This is a genomic window from Ruegeria sp. C11 (assembly GCF_056537725.1).
In genome coordinates this window covers 83,230-106,533 of the sequence record NZ_JBQFSB010000011.1, presented here as the reverse complement: position 1 = coordinate 106,533, position 23,304 = coordinate 83,230, and the positions used below count along the sequence as shown (strand labels likewise).

The 23,304-nt window shown below is 54.1% G+C and carries 24 protein-coding genes, 3 pseudogenes and 1 riboswitch; of the genes and pseudogenes, 9 read left to right on the top strand and 18 right to left on the bottom strand.

Annotation, left to right across the window (positions count from 1 at the left end; all coding sequences use genetic code 11):
- Positions 1 to 100: 100 nt before the first annotated feature.
- Genes ACR0NA_RS18295 through ACR0NA_RS18285 form a run of 3 tightly spaced genes read right to left on the bottom strand, consistent with a single transcriptional unit; the run spans position 101 to position 3,282 of the window.
- The gene (locus ACR0NA_RS18295; protein WP_480450270.1) at positions 101 to 1,651 is read right to left on the bottom strand and encodes a TRAP transporter large permease; all 1,551 of its coding nucleotides are present in this window, start codon (positions 1,649 to 1,651) and stop codon (positions 101 to 103) included.
- Positions 1,644 to 2,144 (bottom strand): TRAP transporter small permease subunit, encoded by a 501-nt coding sequence (locus ACR0NA_RS18290; RefSeq protein ID WP_480731400.1) that lies wholly within the window; start codon positions 2,142 to 2,144, stop codon positions 1,644 to 1,646. Before ACR0NA_RS18290 ends, ACR0NA_RS18295 begins: the two co-directional genes overlap by 8 nt.
- A 52-nt stretch (positions 2,145 to 2,196) precedes the next feature.
- Positions 2,197 to 3,282 (bottom strand): TRAP transporter substrate-binding protein, encoded by a 1,086-nt coding sequence (locus ACR0NA_RS18285; protein WP_170653031.1) that lies wholly within the window; start codon positions 3,280 to 3,282, stop codon positions 2,197 to 2,199.
- A 161-nt stretch (positions 3,283 to 3,443) separates the two neighbouring features.
- Between ACR0NA_RS18285 and ACR0NA_RS18280 the strand changes: the two genes are divergently transcribed.
- Positions 3,444 to 4,136, top strand: a complete 693-nt coding sequence (locus tag ACR0NA_RS18280) for a GntR family transcriptional regulator (protein WP_480731398.1) — start codon at positions 3,444 to 3,446, stop codon at positions 4,134 to 4,136.
- Between the two features lie 210 nt (positions 4,137 to 4,346).
- On the opposite strand, the pseudogene ACR0NA_RS18275 reads toward ACR0NA_RS18280, so the two are convergent.
- A pseudogene (locus ACR0NA_RS18275) lies at positions 4,347 to 4,514 on the bottom strand (LysR family transcriptional regulator); the annotation flags it as partial.
- Positions 4,515 to 4,678: 164 nt separating this feature from the next.
- On the opposite strand from ACR0NA_RS18275, the gene ACR0NA_RS18270 reads away from it, so the two are divergent.
- On the top strand, positions 4,679 to 5,428 hold the full coding sequence (locus tag ACR0NA_RS18270) for an SDR family oxidoreductase (protein WP_480731396.1): 750 nt from the start codon (positions 4,679 to 4,681) through the stop codon (positions 5,426 to 5,428).
- Positions 5,429 to 5,445: 17 nt separating this feature from the next.
- Complete coding sequence (locus ACR0NA_RS18265) at positions 5,446 to 5,853, top strand: ectoine synthase (RefSeq protein ID WP_480731394.1); 408 nt, start codon at positions 5,446 to 5,448, stop codon at positions 5,851 to 5,853.
- Positions 5,854 to 5,976: 123 nt separating this feature from the next.
- Here ACR0NA_RS18265 and ACR0NA_RS18260 read toward each other — a convergent pair whose 3' ends face one another.
- From ACR0NA_RS18260 to ACR0NA_RS18250, 3 genes are read right to left on the bottom strand one after another with little or no spacing between them, the layout of a single operon-like run.
- Positions 5,977 to 6,183 (bottom strand): hypothetical protein, encoded by a 207-nt coding sequence (locus tag ACR0NA_RS18260; protein ID WP_480731392.1) that lies wholly within the window; start codon positions 6,181 to 6,183, stop codon positions 5,977 to 5,979.
- 30 nt (positions 6,184 to 6,213) lie between these two features.
- Positions 6,214 to 6,708 (bottom strand): CBS domain-containing protein, encoded by a 495-nt coding sequence (locus ACR0NA_RS18255; protein ID WP_480731390.1) that lies wholly within the window; start codon positions 6,706 to 6,708, stop codon positions 6,214 to 6,216.
- A complete protein-coding gene (locus ACR0NA_RS18250; protein WP_480731388.1) occupies positions 6,709 to 7,149 on the bottom strand; it encodes a hypothetical protein in 441 nt (146 codons plus the stop codon). It lies immediately after the preceding gene.
- On the opposite strand from ACR0NA_RS18250, the gene ACR0NA_RS18245 reads away from it, so the two are divergent.
- Positions 7,148 to 7,663, top strand: a complete 516-nt coding sequence (locus tag ACR0NA_RS18245) for an AraC family transcriptional regulator ligand-binding domain-containing protein (RefSeq protein WP_480731385.1) — start codon at positions 7,148 to 7,150, stop codon at positions 7,661 to 7,663. The two genes, ACR0NA_RS18250 and ACR0NA_RS18245, sit on opposite strands and share 2 nt — an antisense overlap.
- 45 nt (positions 7,664 to 7,708) lie before the next feature.
- Complete coding sequence (locus ACR0NA_RS18240; RefSeq protein WP_480731383.1) at positions 7,709 to 8,161, top strand: helix-turn-helix transcriptional regulator; 453 nt, start codon at positions 7,709 to 7,711, stop codon at positions 8,159 to 8,161.
- A gap of 89 nt (positions 8,162 to 8,250) precedes the next feature.
- On the opposite strand, the gene ACR0NA_RS18235 is transcribed toward ACR0NA_RS18240, so the two are convergent.
- From ACR0NA_RS18235 to ACR0NA_RS18225, 3 genes are all read right to left on the bottom strand, one after another.
- Positions 8,251 to 9,327 carry a hypothetical protein gene (locus tag ACR0NA_RS18235; RefSeq protein ID WP_480731381.1) on the bottom strand — a complete coding sequence of 359 codons (1,077 nt, stop codon included), beginning with the start codon at positions 9,325 to 9,327 and terminating at the stop codon, positions 8,251 to 8,253.
- Between the two features lie 16 nt (positions 9,328 to 9,343).
- Entirely contained in the window at positions 9,344 to 10,663 is a 1,320-nt protein-coding gene (locus ACR0NA_RS18230; protein WP_480731379.1) for an MBOAT family O-acyltransferase, read from the bottom strand.
- Positions 10,664 to 10,993: 330 nt separating this feature from the next.
- Entirely contained in the window at positions 10,994 to 11,755 is a 762-nt protein-coding gene (locus tag ACR0NA_RS18225; protein WP_480731377.1) for an SGNH/GDSL hydrolase family protein, read from the bottom strand.
- Positions 11,756 to 12,093: 338 nt separating this feature from the next.
- Here ACR0NA_RS18225 and ACR0NA_RS18220 point away from each other — a divergent pair.
- From ACR0NA_RS18220 to ACR0NA_RS18205, 4 genes and pseudogenes are all read left to right on the top strand, one after another.
- A pseudogene (locus ACR0NA_RS18220) lies at positions 12,094 to 13,278 on the top strand (APC family permease).
- Between the two features lie 16 nt (positions 13,279 to 13,294).
- Positions 13,295 to 14,260: pseudogene (gene aguA / locus ACR0NA_RS18215) on the top strand (agmatine deiminase).
- Positions 14,261 to 14,358: 98 nt separating this feature from the next.
- Complete coding sequence (locus ACR0NA_RS18210) at positions 14,359 to 14,745, top strand: DUF1622 domain-containing protein (protein WP_480731374.1); 387 nt, start codon at positions 14,359 to 14,361, stop codon at positions 14,743 to 14,745.
- Between the two features lie 228 nt (positions 14,746 to 14,973).
- Positions 14,974 to 15,303 carry a DUF983 domain-containing protein gene (locus ACR0NA_RS18205; RefSeq protein ID WP_480731372.1) on the top strand — a complete coding sequence of 110 codons (330 nt, stop codon included), beginning with the start codon at positions 14,974 to 14,976 and terminating at the stop codon, positions 15,301 to 15,303.
- Between the two features lie 141 nt (positions 15,304 to 15,444).
- Here the strand turns inward: ACR0NA_RS18205 and ACR0NA_RS18200 are convergent, their stop codons facing one another.
- The 8 genes from ACR0NA_RS18200 to ACR0NA_RS18165 all read right to left on the bottom strand — a co-directional run bounded on the left by ACR0NA_RS18200 (position 15,445) and on the right by ACR0NA_RS18165 (position 22,911).
- Complete coding sequence (locus ACR0NA_RS18200; protein ID WP_480731370.1) at positions 15,445 to 16,845, bottom strand: aminotransferase-like domain-containing protein; 1,401 nt, start codon at positions 16,843 to 16,845, stop codon at positions 15,445 to 15,447.
- 313 nt (positions 16,846 to 17,158) lie between these two features.
- Positions 17,159 to 18,259 (bottom strand): linear amide C-N hydrolase, encoded by a 1,101-nt coding sequence (locus ACR0NA_RS18195; protein WP_480731368.1) that lies wholly within the window; start codon positions 18,257 to 18,259, stop codon positions 17,159 to 17,161.
- A 280-nt stretch (positions 18,260 to 18,539) separates the two neighbouring features.
- A complete protein-coding gene (locus ACR0NA_RS18190) occupies positions 18,540 to 19,175 on the bottom strand; it encodes a hypothetical protein (RefSeq protein WP_480731367.1) in 636 nt (211 codons plus the stop codon).
- A gap of 63 nt (positions 19,176 to 19,238) precedes the next feature.
- Positions 19,239 to 19,559 (bottom strand): hypothetical protein, encoded by a 321-nt coding sequence (locus tag ACR0NA_RS18185; protein ID WP_480731364.1) that lies wholly within the window; start codon positions 19,557 to 19,559, stop codon positions 19,239 to 19,241.
- 241 nt (positions 19,560 to 19,800) lie between these two features.
- Positions 19,801 to 20,805 carry a FecCD family ABC transporter permease gene (locus tag ACR0NA_RS18180; protein ID WP_480731361.1) on the bottom strand — a complete coding sequence of 335 codons (1,005 nt, stop codon included), beginning with the start codon at positions 20,803 to 20,805 and terminating at the stop codon, positions 19,801 to 19,803.
- A 1-nt stretch (position 20,806) separates the two neighbouring features.
- Positions 20,807 to 21,754 (bottom strand): ABC transporter substrate-binding protein, encoded by a 948-nt coding sequence (locus ACR0NA_RS18175; protein WP_480731359.1) that lies wholly within the window; start codon positions 21,752 to 21,754, stop codon positions 20,807 to 20,809.
- Positions 21,755 to 21,772: 18 nt separating this feature from the next.
- Positions 21,773 to 22,558 carry an ABC transporter ATP-binding protein gene (locus ACR0NA_RS18170; protein ID WP_480731357.1) on the bottom strand — a complete coding sequence of 262 codons (786 nt, stop codon included), beginning with the start codon at positions 22,556 to 22,558 and terminating at the stop codon, positions 21,773 to 21,775.
- Positions 22,555 to 22,911 (bottom strand): DUF1636 family protein, encoded by a 357-nt coding sequence (locus ACR0NA_RS18165; RefSeq protein WP_480731355.1) that lies wholly within the window; start codon positions 22,909 to 22,911, stop codon positions 22,555 to 22,557. Before ACR0NA_RS18165 ends, ACR0NA_RS18170 begins: the two co-directional genes overlap by 4 nt.
- Positions 22,912 to 23,013: 102 nt before the next feature.
- Positions 23,014 to 23,220, bottom strand: a riboswitch (cobalamin riboswitch).
- Positions 23,221 to 23,304 lie beyond the last annotated feature (84 nt).

The window sequence follows — 23,304 nt, the reverse complement described above, 5'->3', positions numbered from 1 at the left end:
GTCCAATGCCCGCTCTTTTGTCATTTGCCATCTGATCCTGTGCGTCGGGAAAGTGCGGTTCTCAATCAGGCCTCTGCCAGCGACGCTGGGTTGACCGAGCTCAGAACAAAAGTGCAGGCAACAGGGTTGCGATCTCGGGCAGGAACCAGATGACGGTTACGGCGAGTATCTGGATCAGAATGAAAGGAGCCACACCGGCATAGATTTGACCGGTGCTAAGTTCCTTGGGGGCAACACCGCGCAGGTAAAACAGGGAGAACCCGAAAGGTGGCGTCAGAAAGGACGTTTGCAGGTTGATTGCAATCAGGACCGACAGCCAGACCGGATCATGCCCCATCAGGATAAGTGTGGGCATGACCAAAGGCAGAACAATCACTGTGATCTCGACGAAGTCCAGGAAAAAACCCAGAAAGAAGATGAACAACATACAAAAGAGCAGTGCGCCGGTTGGACCACCCGGTAGGTCGGACAACAATTCATGCACCCGCTCTTCGCCACCAAGGCCGATGAAGACCAGCGAGAAAATTCCGGCCGCCAAAATGGTGGCGAAAATCATGGACGTCATTGTCAGCGTAGAGGTCAGAGCCGGTTGAAGCGTTTTCTGCGAGATCAACTGCTTAACGGCGAGCAGAATGGCAACTGCACCGATCAGGGTCAGCACCATGTACCCCCCGCCCATGGTGTAATCGAAGGCGCTTAGGTCGCTGCGCTGCAAACGAACCGGATAGAGGCTGGCCCCTATAGCCAAAAGCACCAGGCAAGCGGTACCCAAAAGCAAGAACTTTCGTGACTTTCCTATCTTGATCGCCGCCATCAGGACCGCCCCCAGCCCTCCAACAGAGGCTGCCTCCGTTGGTGAGGCAACTCCGCTCAGAATTGCGCCAAGCACTGCCAGAATGAGCAGGATTGCCGGTACAATTGCCGACAGCGTCTCGGACAATGGCAACCGGACATCGGCATCTTTGAGAACCGGAACATCTGCGGGGCGTAGAAAGCCCCGTATCAGAATGTACAGGATATAGAGAACTACCATCGTTAGACCGGGCAGCAAGGCGGCAGCAAAGATCTGCCCCACCGAAATGGTGTCTATTGCAAACTTTCCCTGCTCGTACTGCGCCTGTTGATAGGCGTTTGAAACGACATCTGACAGAATGATCAGCAGCGTGGACGGCGGAATAATCTGTCCGAGTGTACCGGACGCACAGACAATTCCGGCGGCCAATCGCGGATCATATCCTGACCGCAACATTGTCGGCAGCGCGATCATGCCCATAGCGATAACGGTTGCACCCACGATGCCGGTCGAGGCCGCAAGCAGCATGCCGACAAGAACAACGGAAATCCCCAGCCCGCCACGCAGGCTGCCAAAGGACCTCCCCATCTTGTCCAGCATCTCTTCGGCGATCCGACTTTTCTCCAACACCGCGCCCATCAGCACAAATAGCGGGATGGCAATCAAAACACCGTTGGTCAAAAGGCCGAAGATGCGTTGCGACATTGCACCCAGCAATGAGATGTTCATCACTCCGAGTGACCACCCCAGAAAGGCAAAAGCTATTGCGGTGCCCGCTATACTGAAAGCCACGGGGAAACCTGAAAGTACTGCCGCCATTAGGGCCGCGAACATCAGAAGGTCGAGATATTCAGTCACGAGCCTCGCCCCCGATCAGAATACGCAACACTTCCGATACAGATTGCATCAGGAGAAGTATGCAAAAGGCCGGAATCAGCGTTTTCAGAAAAAACACCGCCTTGATCCCACCAACGGAAATCGGCCCTTCAAGAATGCTCCATGAATTCACGACGGCAGGCCAGGACCAATAAAGTACGGCGATCATGGTCGGCATTAACAGAAACAGGTGACCAAAAAGATCTATCCGACGTCGGCCGGCATCACCCAATCGGTTATAAAAAATATCCACACGCACATGCCCGTTGACCAAAAGCGTGTATCCGGCCCCCAGCATGAACAGGGTGGAGTGCATGTATAGAACGGATTCGTTCACTGCCACATCGCTCAGCCCAAATACGTACCGAGCGACAACAACCATAAACTGAACCAGCACCATAGCCAGCGCCAGCCAACGAACAACTGATCCAACCGCTTGGCTGAATCCATCCAAAGTCTGAACTAGTTTCTGCACGTTATGCCTCAAATGTAATCCGGCGCACGATTTCGCGCGCCGGATGTGCGGATCAGTAACCCAACACGCTGGAACGCGCGTTCATCTGGCCATTGTCCGCATAAACCATATAGGGACCGACTGAATCCCGATACGCCAGGAAGCTTTCGGTAATCCGCCGAACCAGCTCATCTTCATCCTGTGCCAGCTCATCCATAATCTCGACTGCTGCGGCGCCCATTGCCTGCACGACATCATCGGGCAATTTGCGGACCTGGACACCCTCGTCAGCGACCAAATGGGCCAAGGCCTGCGCGTGCTTGGTCGTATATTCGGTCCAGACCGGATTATAGAGGCTTTCGCAAGCAAAGCTGACCGCCTGCTTGAGGTCATCCGGCAATTCGGAATAGGCATTGGCGTTTACGGCGCATTCCTCGGCCGAAGATGGTTCGCCAACCCCGGGCCAATAGTAATTTTTTGCAACCTGCTGGAAACCCACCGCACTATCCGTCCAAGGACCGATAAATTCGCCGGCATCAAGCGCGCCGGTCTGAAGCCCCTGGAACATATCCCGCGGCCCCATGGCCTGGACCGCCATGCCAATCTTTGAACACATCTGCGAAGCAAGACCTGTTGTTCGGAATTTCAACCCCTTCAGATCGTCAAGCGAGTTGATCTCGTCCCGGAACCAACCCTGCCATTGCGGGCCGGAATTGCCGCAAAGGAATGGCTTCAAGTTGAAACGGGCGTATATCTCATCATACAGTTCCTGCCCACCTCCGTGATACAGCCATCCGAACTGCTCATCCGCACGCAGGCCAAAGGGTTGCGAACCAAAGAGCAGGATGCCTTTCGACTTAGAACCCCAATAGGCCGGAACCGCATGATAAAGTTCGGCCGTTCCCTCGGAGACCGCATCAAAGACACCTCGCCCGGGCACCAATTCTCCGGCGGCATGGAGTTTAATCTCCAATCGCCCGCCCGACAGGGTGGTGATCCTGTCAGCCAGCATCTGCGCTGCGACGCCAGGACCAGGCAGATTTTTGGGCCAGGCTGTTACCATGTTCCATTGCCGGATGTCCTGAGCAACTGCGGGTGCTGCCAGTGAAGTCGCCGCTGCGCCAAGCACGCCGGCTGTCACGAATTCTCTGCGTTTCATTGTATCCTCCCAAATAGCGAACGGGATTAAGCCGTTGCCAAAACTTTTTAAGCATGCACATATTAATGGTGTCAATATCAATTTGGATGGCGGTGAACTGGTGCGTTGGCTATGCCCCCTTTCCAAATTAGGTGTACGCGAAAAAAGTACGGGTTCTGACCATGGGTAGAAACTGGGTAGACATAAGAGACGAAATCAGGCGGCGGGTGCTGGAACGTGAACTGTTGCCTGGTGCAAAACTGCCAAATGATCAGGAACTTGCAGAAGAATTTGATTGCTCAAGGACGACCGTCCAACGCGCCATGCTTGATCTGGCTCAGAGCGGAACCGTAAACCGACGCCGCAAGGGTGGCACCACGATTACACTTCACCCGATTACACGCACGACATTTGATATTCCGATAACCCGGCTGGAAATCGAGGCGGCTGGAAATGAGTATAGTTACTTTCTTGTATCACGTGAGATTCTCGTTTCGCCCCCGCGCGTTGCATCGTCATTCGGATTGGCCGAACCGACAGAGATGTTGCACGTCACGGCGCTGCACATGGCCAACAAACAGCCTTACATCTTCGAAGACAGATGGATTGCCTATGAAACCACGCCAGAAATCCTGGATGTTGATCTCAGCCGCGAAAGCGCGAACGAATGGTTAATCCGAAACCGCCCCTACAGCGATTGCGAAGTTCGTTTCCTAGCCAAAAGAGCAACCCGCCAAGAGGCTGAACTATTGGCATCCGACGTCGACGAAGCCCTGTTTGTCATGGAACGAACCACCTGGATCAATGGCGCACCGATTACGATGGTTCGAGCAATAGCAAAGCCCGGGTATCAGTTGGTGGCGAAGGCAAACTGAACCTAGCTTTCAACAAAGAGTATTAATGGTATTCTCCAATATGCTCTCTACGGTCTGTTTAGGCTAAGACACAAAGCTCAAATCGACATGAGCCATTTCTTGAAAATTCTCACTGTGACCCGCTCTTGGTCGGCGGGTCGATAATTGCCGCCTCCAGCAGAACGGCACTATCCACATACTTGATGCTCTGTGAATTGTTCCGATCAGCGATCAGCCCGACTTGAACAGCCCAGCTTTGGTCGGCTCTACCCAATTGGGGCGCCGATGAAAAAGCGTCACGCCGAGATGCAGCTCCTGCAACTTTATTTGCCGGCTGATTGCCCCGTGGGTGACGTTCAGGACATCCGCTGCCTTGGTCAGGCTGGAGTGGGTTGCAGATTCATCAAAGACCTAAAGGGCACGAAGGTGTCTGAGGTTTTCCGGCATGTGAGAAAAACTAACAGCAATGTCCAAAATACTCGATAGGCGCCACCAATTGGCTGGAGCTACACTGGATCCAACTCAAGAAAAATCACACCACCCGCCCAAAGAAAGGACATACCATGCCCGAAGTTAAAGTCGCGCTGATGACGGGGACCGGACAAGGCATTGGCCGGGGCTGTGCCATCGAGATGGCAAAGGCAGGCTACAAGGTCTCACTAATGTCCCCCTCCAACCGGTCTGTGGAGCTGGCGGAGGAGCTTGGGGGCATTGGCCGCCGCGGTTCTGTGCTGGATGTAGACGATCTGCAGGCGATGATCGACGCCACCATGAGCAAGTATGGCCGTATCGACGCGATCGTCAGTAACATGGGTCATGGTGGGGCGGTACCTGAAGCCATAAAAACTGTCGGCTTCGATCCTGACTTTGACGGGCCACTTTTAGAACTCAGCGACGAGCTCTGGCACGAAAGTCTGGACATGTATGTGCTGAACGTCGTCAAGATCGCCCGCATCGTCACGCCCATCCTGATCGAACAGGGCGGCGGTGCATTCGTCAACATCTCATCCATGAATACAATCGAGCCGCGAGCGCCCTACCCCATGAGCATGTTGCGCGGTGCCCTGCACAGTTTCTCAAAGCTCTACGGGGATCGTTATGCACGGCACAACATTCGCATGAACAACCTGCTGCCCGGGTTCTGCGAGAACGTTAACCTGTCCGAACAGGCCCGTCGGGAAATCCCGGCGCAGCGCCCTGCAACGTTCGAAGAAATTGGACAAGCCTGCGTATTTCTTGCCAGCGAAGGCGCTCGATATATCAATGGTCAAAGTATACTGTCCGACGGCGGAATGAACCGCGCAGTACGATAGAAGCGAGGCAGTGAAAAATGATTGTTACGCCACTCAAAGATATCCTTGGAACAGATCGAGATGTCTCTGGCCCGGGGTGGAACAGCAGAAGGTTGCTGCTTGCCTCTGATGGCATGGGATTTTCGCTGACGGATACGATCATCAAAAAGGGCGCCGAGCTCGAGCTTGAGTACACCCATCATTTAGAGGCGTGTTATTGTATTGAGGGCAATGGTCAGATCAGGGCCTTTGAAGATGAAACGTGGCAATCCCTTAAGCCATATACCCTTTATGCTTTGGATCAAAATGATCGGCACGTGGTGCGAGCGACGGATACAGACCTGCGGCTTGTCTGTGTCTTCAATCCGCCTCTCAGTGGTCGTGAAGTGCACCGTAAAGACGGAAGTTATGCCCCGTTGCGCCCTGACGAGCACGGTGATGTCTGAGCAGAACCGTCATTTGCACCGCTCAACGTCGCTGCGCTGCGTCGCCCGCCGACCCTAATACAACGAATGCGAGGAATAAAACTCTCATGTGAAACCTCAAATTCAGAACAAAGTTATCAAACGTCACTTCACAGGTTGTGGGCTGATCGGACGAAACCCACCATCAAGAACCATCTGGCTGACACCGTAATTGCGGATGCTGAAATTAAACGGCGCACCACCCGACGAAAGTGCGTTCACCCTGTCACTGCCGCAATTGAAATGCAGCGTGATCGTGCCGTCTTTGTTTGCTTCCCACATGTTTGAATTAATGTGCGTCGCACCGTCCATCAGATATCCGTCGACATCATAGAGAGTAAACTATGTTAAAAACGCGTTGTGGGGATCATCGAAGCTGACCGCCAGACACTCGTCACCGGACAGGGCTCCGGAACTGGAATAGGCGTTCGAAACACCCAGCTCAGGCGGATATCCACCCCAGCCCGCCGCATGATACAGATTGAGAATATGCCGATCGGCCTCACCGGCACTTTTGGCATAGGTGTAGTCAACCCCTGCGCTCAAGAACTCTGCTTTGTATTGTTTTCGAAGCGCCTCCAACTGTGCCTGATCAAATTCTTGCGGCACATAAGTGCTGTCTTGTTCGATCCCTGTGATGGCTATCTTGTCCTGAACGTCATGAAGATGCGCCAGAGAGGTGGCATCGGTTCGATCTTTCAACTCGGTGTGGAAAATGATCAGCGCATAATCGGTCGAAACCGATACTTCATGGTTCCCTGAATCGACGAGATAGTAAGGAGAAAATCCATTCTCATCCATGACCTGCGCCGCAACGTACAGGTCGGATTCCGGCAACTAAATCGTGAAACTGCCATCGTCCGATAGATTCACAATCTGAACTAAATAATGCGTGTCCCAATTCATGCGGACAGTCGGGGCCTCAGGTCCAACCGGAGTGACCTCACGCAGGTGAAGTATCCCTTTATCAGCCCCCTTCACGGCCCAGTTCGAGAAACTCCATGCAGTTTCAGACTGCGCAATATTTTCTGCGGTGACCGGAATTGTCGCGGCAAGCGCGCCTTGGGCCAAAAACAGAAACACAAATGAGAAGCAGGGGGAAACTTGAACATCGTACATTTTTCTCACCTTTATTCGTTCGCGCCAGACACCGTCCACAACAGGTTTTCTTTGCTCAACCGTTGCATACGCCCGCTCAAAGCGCTTACCATTTTGCGCAACAGCGTCGCCAACCAGCGAAAAGGACAGGTTTTGCACCCCCCCCCACCCGATATTCATGATCTCAGCTCTTTCGCCGGGTCCGATGCCGGAATTGGTTCAAAGTGAAATGGGCGATCGGGCACTCCAACGCATATTCCACGCTTCCGGGCTAACCGACGATCTGCTTTACTCAAGAGAGGGTTATATCCCTCAACCTGCTCTTGTTCTCTTTTTTGACGCGATTGCCCGCGAGGCCGGAAAAAGCTGGGTGTTGGGTCCTTGGGTCGATGCCATACAGATCGGTGACTATGGCCTTTGGGGTGATTGGGTTCTCTCTGCCCCGACAATCCGAGAGGGATTGCTTCGCGGGAGTGCCTCAATCCACTTGCACGGCACAAACGACACGATCAATTTGACCACTCCCGAGGACGGCGTCGCAGTATTCTCCTATGCTTTTTCCGCAGCTTCCACGGATGGATATGGTGAGTTGGCAATTGGCGGTGCTGCGGCAATGGTCAGCTATTGCCGTGCCTATCTTGGACAGGATTGGAGACCGGATAAAATCGATCTCAACATTCCGGACCTAAACTGACATGACCGGGATCAACTCGAAACTTACTTTGGGTGCAGGATCGGCATGTCAGAGACAGCGATTTGCCTGAACTTCGATGAAATGCACCTGGATATACCGAGAACAGACCGCGTGGCAGCCGTGGTGACGTACGAGGATATTGTTCGCGAGCGCTGCAACACGCGCCCCACCACGTTGACCGCACAGATCCGGACGATGGTGCACCGAAATTTGTCAGAAGGTTTGACTGGGATAGAAGGAGCCGCCCGTGCGCTCGATATCGGTGTTCGAACTCTACAGCAGCGTCTGAGGGAAGAAGGTGAAAGCTATCGATCAATTTTGAAATCGGTGCGCGTCGAACGGGGAAAAGAGCTGCTGCAGCAAAGTAAGCTGACAATCACCGATATCGCTTTTGAGCTTGGTTACGAACATGCGCCCCACTTCACGCGCATGTTCGTCGAGGAAGTTGGAATGTCACCATCGCGTTTTGCAAAACTTTGGGCCATGGCCCAAAGATAGGGGGTCTGCAGAACAGATCTGCACACAGTAGGCGAATGTCGGGTTCAAAGTGGGGATGAAACAGGCCGCGGTTTTGTCTTTCAGGCCCATCAACGCTCTGCGCAACAAAATCTTTGCTCGTCACCTTGCAGCAATGATGCGGCCAGTATTTGAGAAAACGGCACTTTATCTTTTTCACCCAGATGGGACGCGTCAGGTAAGTCGAAATTCACCATGTCCGGATCGTCGAGGTAGTGGATTGTGGTAGCACCCGTCAGCTCCTCAATCGGATCCCAGTATGTCTCGCGCGGGAATACCGAGGTTTCCAGTTGAAGCATATCGTCGCTGACCGGCATATACACCAAAACGACACGCCCGCCCCGGCCTTCGATTTTCGAGACCAGATCCCCGAATTCCCCTGAAAGGAACTGTCGCCATGACGATGGATCAACGCGATCTAACGTCTCCATCATAACACTCATCGACTCGATGCGAGATTGCCTTAGCGCCGGTATATTGACGTTTTCGAACCGGATCGTGGTTTCCCTGTGAAGGTCGTTTGTTACATAATCCGGAGGACCGGCAAAATACCCATAACGCCAAAGGTTTCGCAACAGTCGGATACTGCTATAGTAGTTATCCCCAAACGCCAAACGCGACGAAACCTGATCGCCAAGCCAGGTATCAATGTATCTGGCCTTGTTCCAATGCTGATTATAATACGCAACATTCGGTGCCTGCTCTTCCCGAGCAGGACCGGGCATCATCAGGGACGGAATGATCGACAGGACAACCAGCCCCCTGAATTGGGAATTCCGGGCGATATCCTCGAAGGCCACATATGCTGCTGCGCCGGAAAGTGCCAATTGGTGCACACGAACACCGCCAAGCTCGTCAGACAGGGTTGAAAGTGAGATATTCGACTGCATCCGGGATGCGCCAAGCAATGCAACTGAACTTGTGCTGGTATCAGCTTCGATCTCGGCGCGGACCCGGGCCCAACGCTCCTGCGTGTGATCAACACTGGGTATGCCCCCTTCCCTTCGGATGTGAAGCTCCAGCCCGCCAAGGATAAGAACGGCCAACACCACGGATGTGAAGATCGACAGCAGATAACGCGAGCCATCCCTGCTATTGGTTGCAGGACCTTTTTTCGCCGCGACAGCTGTTAACTTCTGATGCTCCATGGTGGTTCCTCAATCCCTAGAATTGGAAATAGATGAATTCATCGGAGGTCCCACCAACCACCGCGATTGAAAGTATTGCCAGTGTCCCAAGAAGCGTGACAACGGGCAGTGGCAAAGCATCGACGACCTCGCGAAGCGGCCGATGCCGTAACTGCCAGTGCACTGCAAACAGCCCGGACAGACTTAGCACAACAACCAGAGTTTCCAGCTTCGGCACCTGCATTGTACCGCCGCCGGAATTGAACAAAGATACAAACATTGATGTGCTTTGGTTCAGGTCTTCCGCCCGGAATAGCATTGCAGACTGAGAAAACAGCAGCATCGTAAGCGCCCAGAATGAAATCTTTGAGTATGTGGACTGCCAGATGGTCCAATGCCCGACCTTGTGGCGAAGCCCAAGCTCAGTCATCAGCACCAACCCATTGAACGCGCCCCACACGACAAACGTCCAGTTTGCCCCGTGCCACAGACCGATGATCGTCATCGTAAGAAACTGTGCAAACATGGTGTTATAGATCGACCGGCTACGCTTGGAACGAATGTTTGCGTACAGATAATCCCGAAACCAGGTCGACATGGAAATATGCCATCGCTGCCACAGATCAGCGTAACCAATGGCAGAAAACGGCGCCCGGAAATTCACCGGCAAAACAAATCCAAGCGACAACGCGACGCCAATCGCCATAAGCGAATACCCGGCAAAATCCGCGAAAATCTGCCCCATGAACGCAAAATTCGCCAAGATCACCGCTGATGCAGGAACAGTGCCGTCTTGTTCGTAAACCGAATTGACAACCGGCGCGAACAGCCCGTCTGCCAGTACAACTTTCTCAAACAACCCGACGACAAACAAAACCAGTGCCCATCCCAACTGGTCAGCCGAAACACTTGGCTGAACCTTCAGTTGGGGCATGAAACGACGTGCCCTTACGATCGGGCCGGCGACGAGTTGCGGAAAGAAGGACACGAAAAGAGCAAAGTCCAGAAAATTTGCATCGGGCCGCATTCGGCCCTTAAAGACGTCCAAAGAGTAGGTCAGCGTCTGAAACGTATAAAAGGAAATTCCGATCGGCAGCAAAACGCTCCAGGGCATTGGTTCATAGTGGATTCCAATTTGCGCCAATAAGTCGGTTGTACTTGTCAGCAGGAACTCTCCGTATTTGAAATAGCTGAGCACACCAAGGTTGGCAGTCAGACTGACAACTAACCATAGCCTCTTTCCATTCTGAGAGGGGGCGCGATAAATCCGCTTCGCCGCATAGTGATCAACGCACGTGGAAAATATGATTATCAGAAGATAAGGCAGGTTCCATGCAGCATAGAAAATCCAGCTCATGACTAGCAGGAATGCCTTTTTCCACTGCCAGCCAAAGTTCAGCTGATAGCAGACAAATACAATCACAAAAAAGACCGCAAACAAATATGAGTTGAAAACCATCAGAGACGAACCAGTAAGAAACCCTTAATACGAGGCTACCCAGTGACAAGTTGCATGTGAAGGTAAGTCCACTGTTAGAAGGTTCATCTTGGCTCAAGATCCGCGGATTGTCTCGCGATTAATTCAAGTGCGGGAATAAAAATCCGATTGTTTCGAAAATCACGACCTGGCCATCGATCCTTTCAGTGCATCGGGGAACTGATCCCGACTCATTCAGGTGCGGTCATGTCACTCACACACTGATTTTTCGGACGGAACACCCAGCCCCTGCAGCGCAGAAAAGTATCGTTCGGCAACCGCTCTGGCCCCGTAAATGTTGTAATGAACATCGTCCGCCATGAACCGGTCTGACCAATCTTTGTACATATCAACAACAATGATCGGCGAGTCTGGCGTGGACATCTCATTCGCAAGATCAGCTACACCTCGGTTCAAGGACACAAGCCTGCCCTTCAACTCTGGGGTCATGACACTGCTGTGACCCGGTGCGATCTGTTCCAGAAGAACCGTAACCTGTGGGTTTGCCCGGCGGAATATGTTGACGATCCGGCCAATGTTACCAACAATTATTTTCGTGGAATCATCGGTTTCGATCAGATCATTTCCACCTATTCCCAACAGGACGACATCGGGTGTGGTGACCCCTTTCAAGAAGCCGTCTAAGTTTTTCAGAAGATCGTATGATGAGTACCCTATGGCCCCCGCATGATCGCGATCAAATGCGCGCCCCTCCACCTCAGCATAGGTCGACCTGTCAGTGAATGGGCCGACAAAATCGAACTGCGCATTATGAGCAACGAGTAGTGCCCAAAGCTCGTACCGATAGCTTTCAAAATTTGGGCGTTCTCCCAACACTCGTGAATCACCAACGGGCATAATCGTAAGTACCCGGCAGTCATCCTGGATCGCATGAGCAATTCTCGCGTTCGGGTGAATGCAATAAACAATCGAAACAATTGTTAGGAATTTTAAAACCTTAAGGATTCTCATTACACACCCCGAACTCGCCCCGTCTCAAGTGAACTTACACATTTGTCAGTTGGGTACATGATTTTTTGTTAATACCCCCGCTCAAGTTAACTTTGACGAGTCTTGGACACTTATCAATTTTTTTGTCTGATCTGACTGCGTGTGAACACAACTGCCGGGTTACTTTGAGCGTTTAGGTCAGTATGCTCGACACCATTCAGTTCAGGCATCCTTTGCCGTGCAGTCATTCAAATTTATGATTGCACGGAATAGCCACCCGGGTTACGTGGTTGGGGCCAAAGTTAAATCGTTTTTTGTTTCTTACTAACAACAGCTTGCACCAAACAAACGCATATTGAATGGAGCTTTCTGCCGTAGCCACTCCCCAAAAAGTCAACATGTTCGGCATTGTTCTGATCGCCGTCAGTTCGGTCCTTGTGATGGACACTATTGCCGCTTCGGCGATTATCGGACCGTCCGCACTGGTGTGGTGGCTGATCATGTTCGCCGTGTTCTTGATCCCTTACGGGTTGGTCACGGCCGAATTGGGCACTGCTTATCCGGACGAAGGTAGACTGGTCGACTGGGTGCGCCGGGCCTTTGGTGACAGTGTCGGCGCACGGGTCGCCTGGCTGTACTGGGTCAACTATGCCCTGTGGGTACCCGCGGTTTTCTACTTGTTCGCTTTGGTCATGTCTCAAATCCTGGGCTTTGAGCTCAGCCCCTAGGGCATCGCGATCATCGCTATCGTCATGAGCTGGATCAAGATCCTGATCACCATGCGCGATATCGAAAACCTGCTTTGGATTCCCAATGTGGGTTCGATCTTCAAATCCACCATCATGATCCTGCTTGGCGTTTGCGGAATCTATGTGGGACTGCAGCGGGGTTTTGCAAACGAGATCAATCTGCAAACCATCACCCCTTCGCTTGAGGCCGGCATGGGATATTTGCCGGTGATCATTTTCAACTTCATGGGTTTCGAAATCATTGCCGGGGCCTCAAGCGCCATGCAAAACCCCCGCCGGGATATCCCCAAAGCCGTCATTCTGGGTGGTACGCTGATTGCGGTATTCTACTTGCTGGCCACGTTCGGCATTCTGGCCACGATGCCGATTGTCATGCTGGCATATGGGTTCATGGCCAGCGCAGGCTCGGGCGGTGAACCCTGCCTGAACGACACGCATCACATAATGGCCGCCTATCTGGAGGACCAGGGTTCAGTCGAGGACCTATTCTGGGACGTGTTCTCGCTGGGTGCCGTCACGCTGTTGATCAGCTATATCCTGCTGTTTCCCGCCTTTCCGAAGCTGCGTCTGACTGACACGGAAAGCGAGCGTCCCTATCTGGTGCCCGGTGGCAGGAATACCCTTTGGTACTGTGGCATTGTGCCTTCGATCCTGTTGATCCTCGGCGTCATCTTCTTTTTCTACGTACCGGGGACCAGTTTTGACCCCGAATACTTCCGCAATGTCGGCAGCGGCATCCTCGACGCGCTGATCATTGGTGAGGTTCTCATTTTCAAAGCCAAAAAATCACGCTGAACACAGGAGAGCGTCGATGACATTTCGTTTCACAACCACTCCCCGGCAGGACGGATACCGGATGCCCGGTGAATTTGAGCCACATAAAGGATGCTGGATGGGCTGGCCGAAAAGGACAGACACCTGGCGGCTGGGAGCAAAACCCGTGCAACAGGCCTTTGTCGCCGTAGCTTAGGCAATCCACAAATCCGAACCCGTGACCGTCGCGGTGTCTAAACATCAGTTCAACAACGCCCGCGCCCGCCTGTCACGCGGCATCCGCGTCGTCGAGATGACTTATTGCGACAGCTGGTTTCGTGATGTAGGCCCCAGTTTTGTGGTCAATGATCAGGGTGATTGCCGCGCCGTGGACTGGGATTTCAACTCGTGGGGCGGGGCCTATAACGGCCTTTACAGCCCATGGGATCAAGACTCGCTGGTTGGTATCAAGATTGCCGAGATCGAAGGCACGGATCGCTACCGGTCGCATTTCGTGCTTGAGGGGGGATCGATCCATGTTGACGGCCATGGCACGATGATCACGACCGAGGAATGTCTGCTCGACCCTGGTCGTAATCCGGACATGACGAAAAACAAGATCGAACAGGCGCTGAAGGATTATCTGAACGTCGAAAAGGTCATCTGGATCAAGCGAGGCGTCTATCGCGACGAAACCAGCGGCCATGTCGACAATCTGGTGCATTACTGCAAAACGGGTGTCGTGGCGCTGACCTGGACCGACGACAAGACCGATCCACAATATAAAATCTCGCTCGAGGCCTATGAATTTCTGTTGCAACAGACCGACGCAAAAGGTCGGCGGCTGGAAATTGTAAAACTGCAGCAGCCAGGACCACTGTATCTGACAGCCGAAGAGGCAGAAGGTATCGACCTGTCGGAAAGTGGGATGGACCGGGCCGAAGGTGATCGGCTGGCCGGGTCTTACTGCAACTTCGATATCGGCAATTCACGGGTCGTGTTCCCGCTGTTGGACGAAAAGTAAGATTAGAATGCGGCTGACATCCTGAAATCCATCTACCCCGGCAAGGAAATTGTCGGCGTACAAGCCCGTTAAATCCTGCTGGGCGGCGGAAATATTCATTGCATCCCACAGCAGGTTCCGAAATTCTGATGCTGGTCGGGATACTCGAGGGTGTTGCGGTAGCGGTCGAGATGGTCGCCATCGCAATACTGGTTCTGGGATTTTCCAGTGTCCTGATCCTTTCGATACCGGAACTGGTGAGGGTGTATGACCGATCTTCGCCCGAGAAATTCTTCGATGTCTTTCGCCGAATTCGGCTGAGCCTTGGTCAGATCCTGCTGCTGGCTCTGGAAATCCTGATCATGTCGGATATCATTCTGACGATCCTGCACAGAACGATTGACGAGATCACGATCCTTGGGCTGACCGTCGTTATCCGGATCGGACTGTCTTATTTCCTGAACCTCGAAATGGATCATCTGAACAAAGAGAAATCAGAAGTTTAGATGTCGCGGCAATCTTGCACGCAGCCGCGAGCCGCAATTGTCGGATAAAAAACCAAATCCATCCAGATCAGCGCAATCCTTAGAACGGCGGCGCTAAACAATCTCGGCCCTCAATGCGGCGCAGCAATTGACGCTAATGATTGCACAATGTATGCATCCCATCAGAATCAATTCTGCAGCTGTGGTGATATGGATATGCAATTGGCAGAGAGAGACTCGCGATCAGCTATGCGCAGAGGCTTTGCGCTGAAATGCCCGAATTGCGGCAAGGGGCATGTACTGCACAAGTATCTGAAGGTTAACGACACATGCGAGGTTTGCGGCCTGGATTTAACCTGCGCGCGTGCCGATGACGGTCCGGCTTATCTGACAATTCTGGTTGTTGGACACCTCGCAGGGTTTGCGCTCCACATCATTTGGTCAATCTGGGAGCCTACCCCGATGGTTTTGGCATCCGTCACCTCCCTCGGGGCGGTAGCGCTTTCACTGTTCCTGCTGCCGAGAATCAAGGGGGCCATGATCGGCTTCCAGTGGGCAAAACATATGCACGGCTTCTGAGGTGCGGGATTGGCTGAACAAAAGCCATCCCGAACCCGGAGAGTCAGATAACCCGCAAGATGCTGATTGAGCGGACAGGCATCCTTCTATAACTGAGTGCCTGTCCTGCAACGAGTCCATTTCAACGGTCGAGGGACCTCGTCAAACGACCATCCAGCTATTTTGGTCTGGGTTTGCCAACGTGTCAGCCAGGCTGCGCAAGGCAGCCTGCAAGGTTTCCATCGTATCCGTTGATCCCAGAGCAATTCGAACCGCGTTCGGCGCGCTGCCGGGCGCGAAGGCCACGCCGGGCACAAGGCCAAGACCCGACCCACGCAAATTCAGAACAAATTCAGTGGCCAAATGCCCCTCTAGCAACGGCAGCCACACGTGAAACGCGTCTGCCTGCACCTCGACGTCCGGCAACCACTGCAGCAGTGCATCCTGCCGCCTCTTGGTTTCTGCACGGATTTCCCCTGTGATCTTGCTGGCCAACCCGGAGGTAATCCAGTCGGTTACCAAACCTGCAGAAATCGGAGAAACCACACTGCCATTCGCCCGAATGGCCCGCCTGATACCATCATTGGAAACACCCGCAGGCGGCACGATGAAGCATACCCTGAGCGAGGGCGCCAGACTTTTCGACAGCGTTGATACATACCAGGTTCTTTCCGGCGCGAAATTGGCTATCGGCTCGGGGGATGTGGTGGCAAGCACCCCATAGGCGTCATCTTCGATGAGTTGCAGGTCGTACTTACGAGCAATCTCTGCAACATGTTGCCGCCGTTCGGCAGACATCGTGGTTGCCGTCGGATTGTGAAGCGTCGGCGTTGTATAAAGCGCCCGGGGACTGACCTTCCTGCAAATCTCTTCCAAGGCCATTGGGTCCAGCCCGCCTTTGTCCATCGGGACCGGCACAACGTTCAGACCCAGATGTCGTGCAATCGCAAGAAAACCCGGATAGGTCAGCTCCTCGCAGCAGATCGTATCGCCGGGCTTGAGCGACAGTGAGAGTATCGCCCATGTTGCCCCCTGAACTCCATTGCAGATGACAACGTCGTCAAGCGTGCGGATACTCAGGTTTTCCTGCAGCCATGACTGCGCCGCAACCCGGTCGGCGTGACTGCCGCCGGGCATCTGATAGCGCATCAGAAACTCTATCCCATGGTCGGACCTGAGCGCGTCAAAGCCCTGCCACATTCGACGGATCAGGTCGGTGTTTTCAAATCGCGGCGGCATGTTCATGCTCATATCAACCGCCTGATCTTTTGCGCCTGTAACTGCGACGGCCCTGGCTGGAGGTGGCCCTTTCACATAGGTGCCCTGTCCGACCCGGCCTTCGACAAACCCATCCCTGCCCGCAGCCGCATAGGCTCGGCTGACGGTTGTGAAATCAATACCCAACGCTTCGGCAAGGGTTCTTTGTGGGGGAAGACGCTGGCCCGGGCTGAGCGCACCCGAACGAATGTCGCGCATAATTGCCTCGGCAATCGCAAGATAAATGGGGCCACCATCCTTCTCGATCAACGGGACCCATGCGACATTCGCCGCGTTGCTGCTCATTGTTTCGCTCCTTGGTGCATTTATTTGCAGATTGTATGGAGCCAATCAATAACGCAATCAGAAATGGCTCGCACCCACATCTTTCCTACCGAAGTTTGTAGACCGAAGGTCGTGGGGCAGCATTCTCCGCTTTGCTTGAGAATCCTGCGTTGGAACGGCGTTGTTGTACCGACATCAACAACTGACGGGGTCGATGATAAGCAACCCCGTTCGTTGTTTTATTTCATGACCGGCACAGCGTCTCATGCCACAATCATGATAAGATTGCGGCTGACTAAGCATCGCGCTTTCTGCAATCCAAAACAGTCTGGACTTAATTGCTCGGCGTCATATCCACGATTGTCGGCTCGCGAGTGCCACTTGTCTCGAAGACGATCATTTCGTCACCCATGGCCGCGAAATCGATTTGCTTCATATCGATCATGTGAATCGTCCGGTCATACATCGTGTGATAGTAGTAGATGAGGTTTTCGGAGTCGCTGGCTGTCGTGATTTGCGTAGCGCTGTAGAGAATATCATCCGACTGGACATCATCCTGCGCACCTTCTGCGGCATCGGGGGGAATGTTGAAATTGTCGAGAATTCGAAACGCTTCGCGCACGGTATCATAGCCGCCTGCAGTTTCACGCGCAGTTTGCGAAAACGCCACCGCGCGAATAAAACGTGACGGAGGAGTGAAGTCACCCGGCAAGCCGATCATACCACTTCCCGCCCCTAACGGAGCAAAGGTAACACCGCTGACCTCAACCTCCGGAAGGCCGATTGCAGACAAGTTGACGTAATTGTTGAGGTTGGTCATGTGCCAGTCATAGGTTGGTGAATTGGTGATAACACCAAGCGGAGCCTCAAATACGGTCAGTTCTCCATCAATGTATTCGACGACGATCCGCCCGCCAAAACGATCTGCCACCAGCATGTGAAAAGGAAACGGAAAGCCGAGCGTCTCATCCACCACGCCTACAACACGAATGCCCTCAAGACCGGCCTGCGCTTCTTGAACCGTTTCGAATTGCGAAAGGACATAGCTGGCCAGCAGGTCACCGGGGATGGTGTTATCAGCCTGATCAGGAAGATATTCCTGATATTCCGTGAAACCGGGCAGGTAAAACAAACCTGCCGTCAAACCCGCCTCATTTATCCCGTCAGCAGGCGCGCCGTGGTCCAGCATACTGACGCCGACCATGCCAAAGCGGCCTATCCACGTCGCGCCTTGCTGCCCGTCCGGCATCGCACCCGCGTTATAGGTAAATCCGCTGGGAATAATGTTGATCTTCGTCTCCAGATCGAACGGCCCCCATTCTGCGGTTCGTGCACGAATGATGCTGCCATCAGCCCCGGTTAGCATGATCCCGGTGCAAGCCCACGCCATTGATACTGATGCGATCAACGCGATGCTTGCACGAGTGGTCGCCATTAAAAACCTGTGTAACGTCAATGTTCTTCTCCTGCAGAAAGACTCTGGACGGATAAAAGTGAACTATCGTGATGATAGTATCCTGGCAGACTGCCGTGCAGGTGACAAATTCACCAACCCTGTGAACACTGGTAGTACTGACAACAATCTGACACCGTCAGATCAGCAACCCGAAGCACACGAAATGGAATAATTCCGCACGCGAGTGACTGAGTTATCAATCTGCGGGTCCTTGGCATAACAGAGGCTGATTTTCGCGAGCAACGGCGCGACGCAGATTTTAGTCGTGGTAAAACGTTCCGACGCGGCGACCGCTGCTATCATAGACATAGCTCACGCCACCTCCCGCACCAACACCCAAGAGGAGGAGAACAGCCCACCACCAATCGCCAAGCCACATCAAGGTGCCCAGAAGGTAGGCAAAAAGGAACGTGGCCAAAAGAAATCCCAAAAAGGTAAGGGCAAAAATTATTAGGCCCAGTCTGAAGACCCTGCCACTCTCGAAAGCACTGTATTTGTCCTTCGTGGCGAAGGCGATGCCGATGTTAAGGATAAAGAGTGAGATGGATGCAACGAACAGCCCCAGTCCCCAGCCGCTCATTGGCAATCCATACGACCAGCCCCTGAAAAAACTGCCGAGGAACCCGCCGAAATCGGCAGCCGTCGGAATATGGAGTACGTAGGGGGACGACCAAGCGCCATCCCCATAGTAGGCCGCAGATACCCAACCGGAAATAGCGGGGTTGCTGAACAGTATGGTGAAGGCTGCAAATGTACCGATCATGCCCAAACGGGCGTCACTGTTCTTAGTCAGGTTACTGATAAAGCTCAGGTTCCAGCCCACGGTAACAACCATGAGTATGAAACCTGCAGCCATGAGGAACAGATTAAATAGCAGAATCAACAGGGTTTCCACGGGGTGTCTCTTTCAGGGGATTTTTGGGGCGATAGGCGCTGGGGCGGGCGCATCCGCCGATGATCAGGACTCCCAAGCACACAGCGTGGCAAAGTCATTCTGCCAGCAGGCTCCATCACGGTACAATCTGCCCAGCGTGCTATTTGCGCTGCTTTCATGGTCGCTCCAGGCGGCCGTGCCGATTTCATCGCCTTCGAGATAAAAGTACACAAAGGCGGTACGGTCATCGATATCCGCCGCAAAGAAATCCCCACCACCCATTGGGTCGAACACACATGGCCCCTGCATCTCGATCACGCCATCGATTTCGAGATAGCAGATCTCGGCATTTGCGACCGCGGCAGACAAAAGAAGAGCGGCAGCCGAAGCAATATAGTTTTTCAAAGTTGGGGTCCTTTCGAAAGCTCGATACGAGACCCCGTCTGAACACAAATCGTGGTGAAATTTTGGCGGCCACAAGGGTTATCCACCAATGCGGTTTTTCTCCAGTTTTTAGATCCGCTTAGGGGCTGAATACGTCCAACAAATTCTCGTGCGGACAACGAAATCCCATCAGGCAATTTTTCTTACCGGTATCCTAATTCGTATGACCCAACGTGTTTACAATGCACGAGCAAGTTGGCAATCACCTGGCCGTTCTGAACAACAACAAGAACACAAAAACGGATCCGATGGATGTTGTGACGATCCCGACGGGCAGTTCCTGCGGTGCAAGCAAAAGGCGGCTGAGTATGTCCGATCCGGTCAGCAAAGCTGCCCCGACGATCGCCGCAGTTGGCAAGAGCTGCCGGTGCAATGGTCCCGCGATTCCGCGGGCGATGTGGGGGACCATCAGGCCAACAAATCCGATCACGCCTGCCACCGAAACGAATACCGCCGTTGCAAGGGCTGCGGTGAAAAACATGCTAAACCGCAACCTCGGCACCGGTACGCCCAACGTCGCGGCGGTCAGGTCTCCGGTTAGCAGCGCGTCCAGCCAGCGACTGCGATAAAGTGAATAAGTCAGGATCAGCAGCAACCCGGCGCAGACCAACGGGAATGTCTCCCACCGGGCTAGACCTAGCCCGCCCAGCATCCAGAAAATGACCGAATGCGCGGCACGGTTGTCGCCTGAAAATATCAGATAGTTCGTAATGGCGGAAAACAGAAAGGAAACAGCAAGACCGGCAAGGATCAGCTTTTCAGGTGCATTTGTGCGCAGCCCGTGAACCAGTGCCAGCACAATGCCCGACGCCACAAGACCCCCGCAAAAGGCCGCCAGTGGCAGGGTCCAGAATCCCAGAACATCTCCGGTCACTGTTATGACGAACACGGCCCCTGCAGCGGCGCCGGATGACAGGCCGAAAAGGAATGGATCCGCCAGATCGTTGCGCGTTGTTGTTTGCAGGACGACGCCAACGATGCCCAGCCCCGCACCGATCACGGCGGCAAACAATGCGCGCGGCAGGCGCAGGTCAAATACGATCCGGTGAAGCGGCGACATATCCCCATCGCTAAGCCCCGTTCCAAGCAGAACGGCGGTGATTGTGTCGGAGACCGGGATGGACGTGGTGCCGTAAATGGTTGAAATCAGCAAGAGGGCGGCCAGAACGACCGCCCCCAGCACAAGTGTCAGACCGGATCGGCCCATATCAGTTGAGACCCGGATGCATGGCCTGTGCCATTTTCGAGATCGCTTTAATATTCGCCGGTCCGGGGGTCAGTTCCTCGTACCGCAGGCCAATCCAGCGCTCGTTCTTCACGGCGTCGGTCTGGGACATCACCGGATGTTCCTGAAGAAACTTGAACGTGTCCGCAGCCCCGTTTCCGGTCTGATAATCCAGCAGCACCAGAAATTCTGGATTCGCGGCGGCCACCGCCTCCCACGAGGTACGGCCCCAGCTGGTGTCCATGTCATGCGTGACATTCTCACCGCCAGCGGCGGCGATCATCGCGTCCGGGATGGCGAATTTGCCCGCGGTAAACGGCGCATCCGCCGGACCGTCCAGCAGGAAGACGCGCGGTTTGGGCAGGTCTGCGGTCTGAGCTTCAAGCGCGTGCAGCTCTTCCTTCCAGCCTGTGACCAGCGCCTCAGCCTTGTCCTCGACATGCATGACCTTACCCAGCCGCAGAACGTCATCGAACAGCAGGCCCATGCTGGCCTCGGGGCGGTCCTTGTCCAGATGCACGCAACTTTCGGTCAGGATCATGGTCTTGATGCCAAAGGGCTCCAGCGTGTCCGGCGTGACGTCACCGCCCGGCTTCATGCCGTAATACCAGCCAGCGAAGAACAGGTCAGGCTCGACGGCCACAAGGTTTTCGACTGTCGGATATTTGGGCGCCAGCTCCGGGATTTCACCGCGCAACTTGTCGAATTCCGGGCTGGTCTTGTACCAGCCGGTGATGCCGGTCAGGCCGACGATCTTCTCCTGCAGACCCAGCGCAAAGGCCATGTCAGTCATGTTCATGTCGTGCACGACCAGCCGTTCAGGCTGAGTTTCGAACACCAGCGGTTCGCCACAGTTGTCAACGCTGACTTCATGCGCGGACACGGCGCCTGCCATGGCTGTGATCAGCGCCATGGACCAGATGTGTTTCATTCGGGAATGCTCCTTGGTTTAGGTTGAGACTGTTATTCTTCGGATATCCAGCGCCGGGATCACGCGGCCTTCGTGGTGAAAGCACAGGTAGTCGACGCCAAACGTGTCGCGGACCCGTTCCGGGGTCAGCACATCGGCCACGGGGCCAAATCCCGTAAGCCGCGTGGATTTAATAAGCGCCACATGGGTGGCGAATTCGGGAATCATCACCAGATCGTGGACGATCATCACCACCGTGATGCCCAGCTCGGCAACCAACGACAGCATCCTCCCCTTGGCATCCGGGTCCAGATGGTTGGTGGGTTCGTCCAGAAACAGCAGTGATGGATTCTGCGCCAAAGCACGGGCGATATGGGCGCGTTGCCGCTCACCCCCGGACAGCATTGCCATCCGTTTGTCTGCCAATGCATTCAGGCCGGTCAGGTTCAGTACCCTTTCCAGTTCTGCTGCGTGTTCTGCAGCCGAACGGTCGGCCCGAATCGGAATCTGACCCATCGCGACGTAATCCCGCAACAAAAGCCTCCCATCGGGAAGCTCTTGCTGGCTGACAACGGCTATCATCCGGGCCCGGTCTTTGGCGGGCATCTGTTTCAGGCTGCGCCCCTTGACCAGAACGTCGCCCAGCACGATCTCAGCCGTCCCGCACAGCAGGTTCAAAAGCGTTGTTTTTCCAGCCCCATTCGGACCGGCAATTGCCAGTATCGCGCCCTCGTCCAACTCAAACGAGGCGTCCTGCAGCAGGACATCACCGTTGAGCGCATAGTATTCGAGGTCTCGCGCAACCAGAAAGGCCGAGGTCGTCATGATGGCTCCTGCAATTGGATCCCAGGCAAACGTGAAAGCGTTTTTGTAAAAAGTGGACCCGGCCGGTCGGTGGCATTGGTCCAGCCATCTGGGCTGTCGTGGTATTGCTGTGCAAATTCGGCCAACGCCTCGATGTCTTCCGCGCTTTCAATGTCGCCGAACAGATACTGAGCTTTGCAGACGGCCTGAAATCCGACAGTTGTTGGCTGCGCGCAACCGGCCATACAGGCAACTGTGCGGATAGCGAATCCCGTCGGCAGCTTTCCGGTCAGCGCATTGCGCATGGCCCCGACAGACAGTGTGCCGCGACAGGTCGAGCAGATCAGAAGGAAATGGTCAGGTGTTTCCGACATTGTCCGCTCCGCTTAAAGCCAAGCGCGGACAGAAGGTGCCGATCATGTAAACACGTGTCAGACGTGCCATCAAAGCCTCCTTCCAGGACGCCCCGCCCCGGGTTGGTTAAACATGCGATGGCAGGTCTCCTGACTTGCGGATCGTCGCTTGGCCTTCCTTCCCGGCCCTTTTGGCCAGTGGTTGTTTGGCGTCGCTCACCGCTTACAGTTGCGGGGGCAGTTACGGACTTGGCACCGACAGGCGGACCGCACCGTATTCCCTTTTCATCCCCTGGGCGTACCATGGGGAACCATCTGTGTCCTGATTGTCCTAGACCGGATGTCTTGTCAATCGGGACCTGAAACAAAACCTCTCGAGCGCAGTTTTTGCATTCGACTTCGTCAAGCCGAGAT